The organism is Novosphingobium sp. 18050, from assembly GCF_902706195.1.
Lineage (GTDB): Bacteria > Pseudomonadota > Alphaproteobacteria > Sphingomonadales > Sphingomonadaceae > Novosphingobium.
In genome coordinates this window covers 40,640-53,017 of sequence record NZ_CACSJO010000002.1, presented here as the reverse complement: position 1 = coordinate 53,017, position 12,378 = coordinate 40,640, and the positions used below count along the sequence as shown (strand labels likewise).

9 protein-coding genes are annotated in these 12,378 nt (G+C 65.5%); 5 read left to right on the top strand and 4 right to left on the bottom strand.

Going from position 1 to position 12,378, the window contains the following annotated elements; genetic code table 11:
* Nucleotides 1-3 precede the first annotated feature (3 nt).
* Nucleotides 4-1,032: a Holliday junction branch migration DNA helicase RuvB gene (gene ruvB / locus GVL61_RS02695; protein ID WP_159976757.1), complete on the top strand. Its 1,029-nt coding sequence runs from the start codon at nt 4-6 to the stop codon at nt 1,030-1,032.
* A gap of 542 nt (nt 1,033-1,574) precedes the next feature.
* Here ruvB and GVL61_RS24900 read toward each other — a convergent pair.
* Nucleotides 1,575-2,285 (bottom strand): hypothetical protein, encoded by a 711-nt coding sequence (locus GVL61_RS24900; protein WP_235037507.1) that lies wholly within the window; start codon nt 2,283-2,285, stop codon nt 1,575-1,577.
* A gap of 4 nt (nt 2,286-2,289) precedes the next feature.
* On the opposite strand from GVL61_RS24900, the gene GVL61_RS24895 reads away from it, so the two are divergent.
* On the top strand, nt 2,290-2,379 hold the full coding sequence (locus tag GVL61_RS24895; protein WP_235037506.1) for a PEP-CTERM sorting domain-containing protein: 90 nt from the start codon (nt 2,290-2,292) through the stop codon (nt 2,377-2,379).
* A 202-nt stretch (nt 2,380-2,581) separates the two neighbouring features.
* Here the strand turns inward: GVL61_RS24895 and acnA are convergent, their stop codons facing one another.
* Nucleotides 2,582-5,254, bottom strand: a complete 2,673-nt coding sequence (acnA, locus tag GVL61_RS02685) for an aconitate hydratase AcnA (RefSeq protein ID WP_159976755.1) — start codon at nt 5,252-5,254, stop codon at nt 2,582-2,584.
* Nucleotides 5,255-5,390: 136 nt separating this feature from the next.
* The gene (locus tag GVL61_RS02680; RefSeq protein WP_159976753.1) at nt 5,391-6,278 is read right to left on the bottom strand and encodes a DMT family transporter; all 888 of its coding nucleotides are present in this window, start codon (nt 6,276-6,278) and stop codon (nt 5,391-5,393) included.
* A 163-nt stretch (nt 6,279-6,441) separates the two neighbouring features.
* Between GVL61_RS02680 and GVL61_RS02675 the strand changes: the two genes are divergently transcribed.
* Nucleotides 6,442-7,878 (top strand): L,D-transpeptidase family protein, encoded by a 1,437-nt coding sequence (locus GVL61_RS02675; protein WP_159976751.1) that lies wholly within the window; start codon nt 6,442-6,444, stop codon nt 7,876-7,878.
* Between the two features lie 217 nt (nt 7,879-8,095).
* The gene (locus tag GVL61_RS02670; protein ID WP_159976749.1) at nt 8,096-8,383 is read left to right on the top strand and encodes a hypothetical protein; all 288 of its coding nucleotides are present in this window, start codon (nt 8,096-8,098) and stop codon (nt 8,381-8,383) included.
* Between the two features lie 119 nt (nt 8,384-8,502).
* On the opposite strand, the gene recQ is transcribed toward GVL61_RS02670, so the two are convergent.
* Nucleotides 8,503-10,383: a DNA helicase RecQ gene (gene recQ / locus GVL61_RS02665; protein WP_200844707.1), complete on the bottom strand. Its 1,881-nt coding sequence runs from the start codon at nt 10,381-10,383 to the stop codon at nt 8,503-8,505.
* Nucleotides 10,384-10,613: 230 nt separating this feature from the next.
* Here recQ and GVL61_RS02660 point away from each other — a divergent pair, with 230 nt between their 5' ends.
* Nucleotides 10,614-12,374, top strand: coding sequence for a cation:proton antiporter (locus GVL61_RS02660; protein ID WP_159976747.1), 1,761 nt, complete (start codon nt 10,614-10,616; stop codon nt 12,372-12,374).
* The last annotated feature ends 4 nt before the right edge of the window (nt 12,375-12,378 follow it).

Genomic DNA, 12,378 nt, shown 5'->3' with positions numbered 1-12,378 from the left:
GACATGACCGACAATCCCATTCTCACGCCGATCCGCCAGCCCGAGGACGCCGATGCCGCGCTGCGGCCCAAGACCCTAGAAGAATTCGTCGGACAGGCCGGGGCGAAGGACAACCTGCGGGTATTCATCGAAAGCGCCAAGTCGCGGCGCGAGGCGATGGACCATGTGCTGTTCTTCGGACCTCCGGGACTGGGCAAGACGACGCTGGCGCAGATCGTCGCGCGCGAACTGGGCGTGGGTTTTCGCGCCACCAGCGGGCCGGTCATCGCCAAGGCAGGCGACCTGGCGGCGCTGCTGACCAATCTCGAACAGGGTGACGTTCTGTTCATCGACGAGATTCACCGCCTCAATCCCGTGGTCGAGGAAGTGCTCTACCCGGCGATGGAGGACCGCGCGCTGGACCTCATCATCGGCGAAGGGCCATCGGCCCGTTCGGTGCGGATCGACCTGCCGCCTTTCACGCTGGTGGGCGCAACCACACGGCAGGGCCTCCTGCAGACCCCGCTGCGCGATCGTTTCGGCATTCCGGTGCGGCTGCAGTTTTATTCGGTCGAGGAACTGGAGAAGGTCGTCACGCGCGGCGCCGGACTGCTGGGCATCGGCATGGACAAGGGCGGCGCGACCGAGATCGCGCGGCGTGCGCGCGGTACTCCGCGCGTGGCCGGACGGCTTATGCGGCGCGTGCGGGACTTCGCCCATGTCGCCGGCTCCGACGTCATCACCCGGGAGATCGCGGACGATTCCCTGACGCGGCTGGAGGTCGATTCGATCGGCCTCGATTCGCAGGACCGCCGCTACCTGCGGATGATCGCGGATATCTACAAGGGCGGGCCGGTGGGCGTGGAAACGCTGGCGGCAGGCCTGTCCGAACCGCGCGATACGATCGAGGAAGTGATCGAGCCATATCTCATTCAGCTTGGTCTTGTAGCACGCACCGCGCGCGGCCGCTGCCTTAACGACCGGGGCTGGACGCACCTGGGAATGAGCGCTCCGAACGCCCCTCAGAACGGGCTTTTCGATTCGGAGGGTTGAGAGCCACCGGCTTGATTCGTTGGGCAAAACCGTCGGGGAAATTTACATCTGGTCACCCGGACAGTCCCGTTTCGGTACAACACCACGGTTAGAAGAATAAATTAACCACTTTTCCCGGCTTGGGACGCTGGAATAGCGGTTAACGTCGTTGTCCCGTTAACCGGACTCTGCGTTGTTTCTGGCAGATGGATCGCAAGTGTCGGTTCAAGACACCGCCGCAATCCAGGCAAAACAAAGAGAGCAACCAGTATGTCCGTTCGGATGGCCCTTGCGAAACTGTCTGCCTGTGCGGCAGGCTGCGCTATCATTGGTGGCGGCGCTGTCCACGTGGCGGAAACGCAGTCGGCGAAGACCGAGTACCGCAAGGTCAAGATGGCCAAGACGGCGGTTCCGGCCAAGCCGGTGAAGCGCATCGTCCGCAAGGATGATCCGCGCACCACCAAGCGCGTTCGCAAGATCGTCAAGCGCACCTGCTGCGATCAGCAGCAGGCCGCGATGGTTCCCCTGCCCGCACCGTATATTCCGCCGGCTCCGCCCGCGTCCTATTCGGGCGGCGGTGGCGGCACCCCGGTGGTGATCGGCGGCGGCCCGATGGGCGGCTTCGGCGGCGGATTCTTCGGCGGATTCTTTGGCGGCGGCGGAAGCAGCGGCGGCGGCGGCGGCAATGTCGTCATCAGCTCGACCACCAGCGGCGTCACGACGACCGGCGGTGTGACCACCACGGGCGGCGTCACCTCGACATCCACGTCGACCACGACCGGGGGCGTTACCTCGACCACCGGCGGTTCGACTTCGACGACGACCGGCGGGGTCACCTCCACCACCGGCGGCTCAACCTCCACGACCGGCGGCATCACCTCGACGACCTCGTCCACCTCGGGCAACGTGACCAGCACGACCTCGGGCAATGTCACCAGCAGCACCTCGGGCAACGTGACGAGCAGCACTTCCGGCAACGTTACCAGCAGTACCTCGGGTAACATCACCAGCAGCACTTCTTCGTCGTCCTCATCTTCCTCGTCGTCCAGCTCCTCGTCTTCGTCGAGTTCGTCCTCCAGCTCCTCGGGCGGAAACGACAATACCACCGGCGGCGCGACTTCGACCGGATCGTCGAGCAGCGGTTCCTCGTCTTCGTCGGGCTCGTCTTCGTCCACGACCGGCGGGGCGACCAGCTCCTCGTCGAGCACGTCCAGTTCGTCGTCGACGAGTTCGTCGTCCTCGGGTGGTTCGTCGTCGACCAGCTCGGGCGGCACCGACGTGCCCGCACCGCCGATGCTGGTCCTGTTCGGCGCGGCGGCTGCCGCGATTGTCGCCCGCCGCCGGTTCGCCCGTCCCAAGGCAGCCTGAGCGCCAGGATAACTAACACATGGAAGGCCGTCGCTTAAGCGGCGGCCCTTTGTGGAAAAGGGCGGCGCCGGCAAGCGCCGCCCTTTTTCGTGGCCGCCTTCAAACGGACCGCGACGATCTTAAGAATGCGCCGCCCAAAAGAAAAACCCCGCCCGGTTGCCCGGACGGGGTTTTCGTAACGCCTGCCGGCACCTGAAAAGGATCAGGCGGCCAGTTTGCGCAGCACGTATTGCAGGATGCCGCCGTTCATGAAGTACTCGACTTCATTGGCGGTATCGATGCGGCACAGCGCGGTGAAGGTGAACTTCGAGCCGTCGGCCTTGGTCACGTGGACTTCGACGTCCTGCTGCGGCTTGAGGCCGGCGACACCGGTGATGGTGAAGCTGCAATCACCGTCGAGACCCAGCGAGGTGCGGGTGTCGCCATTCTTGAACTGCAGCGGCAGCACGCCCATGCCGACCAGGTTCGAGCGGTGGATACGCTCGAAGCTCTCGACGATGACCGCGCGCACGCCCAGCAGGTTGGTACCCTTGGCCGCCCAGTCACGCGAGGAGCCGGTGCCGTATTCCTTGCCGGCCACGACCACCATCGGAGTGCCCTGCGCCTTGTACTTCTGGGCCACGTCGAAGACCGGGAGCACTTCGCCGTCGAAACGGCTCATGCCGCCCTCGACGCCGGGGACCATCTCGTTGCGGATGCGGATATTGGCGAAAGTGCCGCGCATCATCACGTCGTGGTGGCCGCGGCGCGAACCGTAGGAGTTGAAGTCCGCCTTGGCGACCTGGTGCTCCATCAGCCACTTACCCGCAGGGCTATCGGCCTTGATCGAACCGGCCGGCGAGATGTGGTCGGTGGTGATCGAATCGCCCAGCACCAGCAGCGGCTTGGCCTCGATGATGTCCGAAACCGGCGCCGGGGTCATTTCCATGCCCTCGAAGTACGGCGGGTTGGCGACATAAGTCGAACCGGCGCTCCACGAGTAGGTATCCGAACCGACGACGTTGATCGCCTGCCAGTGCTCGTCGCCCTTGTAGACGTCGGCGTAGCGGGCCTGGAACATCGCGCGGTCGACGCAGGCGTTCATCGTCTCGTTCACTTCGAGATTGGTCGGCCAGATATCCTTGAGATAGACATCGGCGCCGTCCTTGCTCTTGCCGATCGGGGTCGTGGTGAAGTCTTCCACCACGGTGCCCTTCAGGGCGTAGGCGACAACGAGCGGGGGCGAAGCCAGGAAGTTGGCGCGCACGTCCGGCGAGACGCGGCCCTCGAAGTTGCGGTTGCCCGAGATCACGGCGCTGGCGACCAGACCGTTCTCGTTGATCGCCTTGCTGATCGGCTCGGCCAGCGGACCGGAGTTGCCGATGCAGGTGGTGCAGCCGTAACCGACGAGGTTGAAGCCGATGTTGTCGAGGTGCGCCTGCAGACCGGCCTTCTCCAGGTAATCGGTGACGACCTGCGATCCGGGGGCGAGGCTGGTCTTGACCCAGGGCTTGGGCTTCAGGCCCAGCTCATCGGCCTTCTTGGCGACGAGGCCGGCGGCCACCAGCACGCTCGGGTTCGAGGTGTTGGTGCAGCTGGTGATCGCCGCGATCATGACGTCGCCGTCACCGATGTCAAAGTCCTTGCCTTCGACGGGCACGCGCTGCGGGGTCTTCTTGTACGTGGTCGCCATGTCGGCGTTGAACACGTCGTCGACTTCGGGGAGCGAAACCCAGTCCTGCGGACGCTTCGGCCCGGCGAGCGAGGGCACGACGGTCGCCATGTCCAGCTCGAGGGTGCTGGTGAAGATCGGGTCGGCGGCGGCCGGGTCGATCCAGAAGCCCTGCTCCTTGGCATAGGCTTCGACGAGGGCAATCTGCTCTTCTTCGCGGCCGGTAAGGCGCAGGTAGTCCAGCGTCTTGTCGTCGATGCCGAAGAAGCCGCAGGTCGCGCCGTATTCCGGTGCCATGTTGGCGAGCGTCGCGCGGTCGGCGAGGCTCAGCGAGGCGAGGCCGGGACCGAAGTATTCCACGAAACGGCCGACGACGCCGTGCTTGCGCAGCATCGCGGTGCAGGTGAGCACGAGGTCGGTGGCGGTGACACCTTCCTGAAGTGCACCCACCAGCTTGAAGCCGACGACTTCGGGGATGAGCATCGAGACGGGCTGGCCCAGCATCGCGGCTTCGGCCTCGATACCGCCCACGCCCCAGCCCAGCACGCCCAGGCCGTTGACCATGGTGGTGTGGCTGTCCGTGCCGACGCAGGTGTCGGGATAGGCGACCAGTTCGCCGTTGTGGTCGGTCGAGGACCAGACGGTCCTGGCGATGTTCTCGAGGTTGACCTGGTGGCAGATGCCGGTGCCCGGGGGAACGGCATAGAAGTTGTCGAGCGACTTGGAGCCCCACTTGAGGAAGTCGTAGCGCTCCATGTTGCGCTGGTACTCGATCTCGACGTTCTGTTCGGCGGCCTTGGGGTGGCCGAATTCGTCGACCATGACCGAGTGGTCGATGACCAGGTTCACGGGGACCAGCGGATTGATCTTGGAGGTGTCGCCGCCGAGCTTGGCGATGGCGTCGCGCATGGCGGCCAGATCGACCACGCAAGGCACGCCGGTGAAGTCCTGAAGCAGCACGCGCGCGGGGCGGTACTGGATTTCCTCGCCGGTGACGGGGTTCTGCTGCCAGTCGACGATGGCCTTGATGTCGTCGGTCGAAACGGTGAAGCCGCCGTCTTCGAAGCGGAGGAGATTCTCAAGCAGCACTTTCATCGAGAACGGCAGGCGGCTGATGTCGCCGATCTTCTCGGATGCTTTCTTGAGCGAGTAATATGCGACGGCCTTGCCGCCGACGGTCATGGTGCTGCGGGTCCCGAGCGAGTCCTGTCCGACCTGGGTCATGGTGGGCGTTTTTCCCTTTATATGGGCCTGCCCGCTGCCTCCGGCGCTCCTGAACCGTGCTGCAGTGCGACAAGCGGTTTCGTCCGCTCGCGGATGCGCGCTAAGGGGCAGAAGGTCAAGAGATTCGGGGGTAGACTTAGGTGTCGTTTTGTGCGCGGCGCGTGCCAATCCAGCAACCCAGAACGATCAGAATTGTTCCCGCGATCACGCCGGGGCCCAGCGTTTCGCCGAAGATCAGCCACCCCATCAGCGCGGCCCAGAGGAACCCGGTATACTCCACCGGCACCAGCACCTGCGCCTCGGCGCGAGCATAACCCCAGGAGAGAAACAGCAGCGCGGTAGTGGCAAGCGCTCCTCCGGCGAGGGTCCAGTAAAGGGCCGAGGCGTCGGGCATGGTCCAGTAGAACGGCGCGAAGACCAGGAAGATCAACGCGAGGTTGAAGTTCTGGAACTGTGCGATCTCGACCGGGCCCGCCAGCAGTGCCTGCTTGCGCTGCAGCACGAGGTTGAGCGCATAGAACACGGCGGAGAAGACGATGGCGATCGTGCCCTCGATCGCTTGCGGTCCGTATTCGCCTGCACCGAAGCGGTCGGCGCCGATCACCACCATGCCGCCAAGCCCCAGTAACGCGGCGAAAATGGCGCCTCGGCGGATCGTCTCGCCCAGCAGCATTGCGGCGAAATAGAGCGCGATGATCGGTGCGAAGAACGAGATCGCCATGCCCTCTGCCATCGGGATGCGCACCAGTCCGTGGAAGAACAGCGCCGCCATCACCGCCGTCACCGCGGAACGCTGGAAATGCAGCCCGGCGACCTTGCGGCTGGGCACCGGGCGGCCCGCCGCCAGCCACAGCGGCAGCGTCATCAAGGCGGCGAAGACATTGCGCAGCAGCAGCGCAGTGAGCACGCCGACGGCCAGCGAGGCGGCCTTCATCGCCGCGTCCATCACGCTGAAGGCGGCTATTCCGGCGATGACGGCCAGCACTGGAAGTAGCGCTGATGCGGGACGGGAGGAGGTGTGCATGACGCCCCGCCTGTCGCCTTGTGCAAGGTTGTGCGCAAGCAATTCATGCCTGCGACAGGTCGCATCCTTGAAGAGAACGGCGTAAAAGGCCACATCGTGGCAACCTTCTGGTGAACTCGTGCGTCATCCTGAAGATATTCAATCGGGCAGGTTTCAAGGAAATATGGTGAGTTTCAAGCGGTTTGGTCCCGGCGTCGTCTCGACGCTCACGATCCTGGCTTTGGGTGTGCAGACGGCGCAGGCGCAGAAGATCAAGACCGAAATGCCCGAGGACTTGCTGCCCAAGAGCATTCCGACCTCGGCGCCGACCCAGGCACCCAAGCGCGTTCCCGCGCCGGTTCCGGTCCCCCCGTCCCCGACCGCGATGCAAAGCCCGGTCGGAACCCCGATGGTTTCGGTGCCGATGGTGCAGGAAACCGTTGTGGCCGAACCGGTGATGCCGTGGACGCTGGCCGATGCGCAGGGCCTGCTCAAGACCATCGAATATATCGGCAAGGAAGGGCTTATGCCCGCCGATTACCAACCCGCCGCGCTCAAGACCGCGATTGCTGCGGGCGAAGGCGATGCCCTCGACGCTCTGGCAAGCCGCGTGTTCGGCTGGCTGATCGAGGACCTGCGCGATGGCCGCACGCCGATGGTTGCGCGCGTGCAGTGGTTCGCGGTCGACCCCGATCAGGACACCATGCCCACCGGGCAGGTCATGGCGCAGGCCCTGGCCGACCATGACATCGCCGGCGTCGTCGACAAACTGGCCCCGACCAACCCGGACTATGCCGCGCTCAAGACCGAGCTGAACGCCACGCCGATGGCGAACAAGCCCCGCCGCGCACTAATCCAAGCCAACATGGACCGCTGGCGCTGGCTCGCGCGCGATCTGGGCAGCGTTTACCTGCTGACCAACGTGCCCGAATTCCAGCTGCGTCTGGTCGTAAAGAACAAGATCCTGCGCAGCTACAAGACAGTCGTCGGCAAGCCCGGCCGCACGGCCACCCCGCAGTTGGCCGAAACGGTCAGCGCAGTGGTGTTCAACCCGACCTGGACGGTGCCGCAGTCGATCGTCAAGGGTGAGGGTCTGGGCGCCAAGGTGCTCGCCAATCCCAAGTGGGCCGCCGCCAACCACTACAAGGGCTTCAAGGCCGAGAACGGCATGATTACCGTCGTCCAGCAGCCGGGGCCGAGCAACGCGCTGGGCCTGATGAAGATCGACATGCCCAACCCCCATGCGATCTACCTGCACGACACGCCTTCGAAGCAGTACTTCAATTCGGACGTGCGCGCCTTCAGCCACGGCTGCATCCGCACCGAGCGGGCGGTTGAACTGGGCATGACCATGGCGATCCTGGGCGCACAGATGTCCGCCACCGACGCCGCCGACCTCTCCCGCGCGGGCGAGTACAAGAAGGTGTCGATGACGCGGACCTTCCCGGTCTACATCACGTACTTCACCTTCGCCCGCTCGATCGATGGCGAGCTGAAGCCCTTCGCCGACATCTACGAGCGCGATACGCCGGTGCTCGCCAGCTTCAAGGCCCCGCGCCAGCTCAAGACCACGCAGCGCACCAGCGACGAGGCGATCATACAGCTGGACAACCCGCTCTAGGCGTCACTCCCGGCCTGCCGATGACCATCTGATTTGCCACCGCGATCAAAACGAAACACCCCGGGGCAGTTCATACCGCCCTGGGGTGTTTCGTTTCATGCGGCGAAGATCGCCAGGGCAACGCGGCGGCGATTGAGCGCGGCGCGGACTTGCCGGAACCCGCCGCGCGGCCCAAATCGGCATCCAAAGCGCCGCCGAGGCGAAAAGGAGACCCGCGATGACCGACACCAACGCCGACCGCATCGACGAGGCAACCGCGCGCATTGCCGACCTCGAAGCCGAACTCGAAGCGTCCGGCACCACCACGCGAGAGGCCGAGGCCTTGGCCCGCATTCGCGCGCTGCTGCATGACTGGGTCGATACGGTCACGGCCGTGGTGGCGACACCGGGTGTCGGGCGCGTGGTGCTGATCCATGACAACGGCGCGGAATCGCGCATTGCCTCGCCCGAACTGCCGTTCCTGCTGGCAGTGCCGGTGACCTTCGATGGCGCATCCGAGGGCTGAAAACCAAAGCGGCGCGATTGCGGCGCGCCGCGAAGGCCATGCACGCTAACCCTTACCCCGTTCAGACTGAACGGGACCGGGCCGCGAGCTGAAGGCTTTAAAGGCCGAACGGCCAAACCTCAGTGCTGGCGGATGACCGCCAGAAACGCATCGCCGTACGCATCGAGCTTGCGCGTGCCGACGCCGCCGATGCTGCCCAGATCCGCCAATGAAGAGGGCCGCGCCGCCGCCATCTCGCGCAGGGTCGAATCGTGGAACACGACGTAAGGCGGCACCCCGGCCTCCTTCGCCAGTTCGCGGCGCAGTTCGCGCAGCGCTTCGAACAGCGGATCGTCGACCGGGTTCGAGGCCACGTCGGCCCCCTTGGAACGGCGCTTGCGCTCAGCCTTGGGCGGCACGACGATCGCCACCGAAGCATCACCCTTGAGGATCGCGCGGGCATCGCCGCCCAGTGCCAGGCCGCCATGCTCGGTCGGTATCAGGCTGCCGCGTGCCTGCAAGGCGCGGGCCAGCGCTTTCAGCATCGGCTTTTCGTCCTCGGTCAGAATGCCGAAGACCGAAAGCTGGTCATGCCCGCGCTGCAGAACGCGGTCGTCGGCAACGCCGGTCAGCACCTTTTCCAGATGGCCCAGGCCGTAAGACTGCCCGGTGCGGTAGACCGCCGAAAGCAGTTTGCGGGCGACATCAGTCACGTCGACCACGCCCACCGGGTTGATGCAGTTGTCGCAGTTTCCGCAAGTTTCGGCAGGCTGCTCGCCGAAGTGGCGCAGCAGCACCGCCCGGCGGCAGGCGGCGGTTTCCACGAGGCCCGCCAGCGAATCGAGGCGCTGACGCTCACTCTGCAAGCGGTGAGGCTCGATCTCCGACAGGCGCTGGCGGGCGCGTGCGAAATCGTCCGCGCCCCAGAACATCACCGCCACCGATGGGTCGCCATCGCGGCCCGCACGGCCGGTTTCCTGGTAATAGCCCTCGATCGACTTGGGGATGCCGGCATGGGCGACGAAGCGCACGTCGGGCTTGTCGATACCCATGCCGAAGGCGACCGTGGCCACCATCACCATGTCTTCAGACGCCACGAAAGCGGCCTGGTTGCGCGCGCGAACCTCGGGCGGGAGGCCGGCGTGATAGGGCAGCACCCGCCGCCCGGTCGCAGTGGCCAGACTTTCGGCAAGCTGTTCCACGCGCGCGCGGGTGGGGGCGTAAATGATGCCGGGGCCGGGATTGTCCTCCACCACCGCCTTGATCTGGCGCATCGCATTGTCGCGCGGCTGGATCGTGTAGCGGATGTTGGGCCGGTCGAACCCGGCGATGATCATGCCGTCTTCGGGAATGCCGAGTTGGGCAAGGATATCGGCGCGCGTGTGGTGGTCCGCCGTGGCCGTCAACGCCAGGCGCGGCACTTGCGGGAAAGCGTCGAGCAGCGGGCGCAGCAGGCGGTAATCCGGGCGGAAATCGTGCCCCCACTCGGAAACGCAGTGCGCTTCGTCGATGGCGAACAGGCCGATTCGCGCGCTCATCAGCAATTCGCGGAAGTGCGACTGGCTGGCGCGTTCCGGCGCGATGTAAAGCAGGTCCAGTTCCCCCGCACGGAAGGCATCCATGGTCTGGCCGCGATCGGTGTCGGCGCTGGTCAGCGTCGCCGCGCGGATGCCGTTGGCGCGCGCGGAGCGAAGCTGGTCGTGCATCAGCGCGATCAGCGGCGAGACGACCACGCAGGTCCCCTCCAGCATGACCGCCGGAAGCTGGTAGGTCAGCGACTTGCCCGCACCCGTCGGCATGATCGCCAACGTCGATCGACCATGCAGCACGCGGTCCACGACCTGGTCCTGCACGCCGCGAAAGCCGTTGAAGCCGAAGACATCGTGCAGCGCCCTGGCCACTGCGTCCGGCGCGGGCGGAGCGGCCGGCGTCCAGTCGACATCCGGCGCATAGGGGTCCATCATGTCGGCGTCAGGTTCACCGTAGAAAGTCGTCTCGAAAGGCCAGTCGTCTTCGTTCACGCGGGCGACTATGGCAGAGCTGCGGCCTCGCTGGAACCCGCCGGGCCGCGCCTTTCCTCGATTTCGGTGGCAAAACGGTAGATGGCAGGGGGATTAAAGGGGTCTGGGGCAATTGCTCCTGCACCAGACCTTACCGACCCACCCAACCAACCTATGGTTGGAATAAGGCCCCTACGTCTCTAGGATGGCCGCGCGCTCAGGCGCTCCGAATGCAGTCTCGAAGGGTTTTGATGGAAGAACATGCTCAGGACTTCCTGCTGCGGGACGGGTTCCTGCTGCTGGGCACCGCGCTCATTTTCGTGCTGCTGTTCCGGCGGCTCGGATTGGGTGCGACGCTGGGATTCCTGCTCTCGGGCGCAGTTCTGGGGCCGTTTGTCCTCAACCTGATCGGCGATCCGGAGAGCAAATTGGGCATCGCCGAGCTGGGCATCACCCTGCTGCTGTTCATCGTCGGCCTCGAACTCGCGCCGCCGCGCCTGTGGAGGATGCGGCACGAGATTTTCGGGCTGGGGCTTCTGCAGGTGGCGCTGTGCGGCATCGCGGTGACGGGGGTGATCTACTTCTTCACCGGGTTCAGCCTGCAGGCCTCGCTGGCGCTGGGACTGCCGCTGGGGCTGTCCTCCACCGCGCAGGTCCTGCCGATGCTGCAGAGCGCCGGACGCCTGCATACGCCGTTTGGCGAGCGTTCCTTTGCGATCCTGCTGTTCCAGGACCTCTCGATCATCCCGCTGATCACGATTATCGCTGCGATGAACCGCAATCCCGCCCTGCCCGCAGGGCCTCCGGGCTGGGTGCTGGCGCTGGAGACCGGCGCGGCCATCGCCGGGCTGATCCTGGCGGGGCGCTTCGCCATCCGCCCGCTGTTCCGCCTGATCGGCAACCTGGGCGAGCGCGAAATGTTCGTCTTTGCCGCGCTGTTCACGGTGATCGCCTCGGCCGCGCTGATGCAGGCGCTTGGGCTCTCGACCGCGCTGGGCGCCTTCATCGCCGGGGTCATGCTGGCCGATTCGCCTTACCGGCATGAGCTGGAGGCCGATGTCGAGCCGTTCCGCTCGATCCTGCTGGGCCTGTTCTTCATGTCTGTGGGCATGATGCTCGACCTCTCCGCCATCGCCGAGCGGCCGTTGTTCGTGATCGCGATGGCACTGGCGCTGATCGCGGTGAAGTCTACCATCATCTTCCTGCTCGGCCTTGCCTTCCGCATGGAGTGGCGCAGCGCGCTGGCGCTTGGCCTGCTGCTGAGCCAGGGCGGCGAATTCGCCTTCGTGCTGTTCGCGCAGGCCAGTAACGCCATGCTGGTGGACGGCGGCGCCACCAGCCTGTTCAGCGCGATCGTCACGCTTTCGATGGTCACCACCCCGTTCCTGATGATGGCCACCCGCCGCATCCGCGAACGCCCGCCCAGCACCGAAAAGCGCGACGAACCGCAGGACGACGGCGCCAATGCGCTGGTCGTAGGCTATGGCCGCTTCGGCCAGACGGTGGCGCAGATGCTGATCGCCGCCGACATCGAGGTCACCTTGATCGACACCGACATCGAGATGATCGACGTGGCAAGCGGCTTCGGCGCCAAGGTCTACTTCGGCGACGGCACCCGCATCGACCTGCTGCGCCAGGCCGGCGCCGCTGAGGTCGAACTGATCGTGTTCTGCATCGACGGCGATCAATTGAGCGAGGCATTCCTCCACGCCGTCCACCAGGCATTCCCCCGCGCCGAAATCCACGCCCGCGTATTCGATCGCCGCGCGCTGGTGCGACTGAGGGACGCGCCGCTCAAGTCGATGGCGCGCGAGGTACGGGAATCGGCGGTGTTCCTGGCGCGCAACGCGCTGGAAGGTCTGGGCGTCTCGCTGGAGGACATCGCGAAGGCGGAGAACACCTACCGCGCAAGCGACAAGGAGCGGCTCTCCCTCCAGAAGGAATCGGGCGATCTGCGCGCCGCCCGCGACCGCATCATCACCCAGCGTACACGGGAACCGCGGGGGACGTAATTCC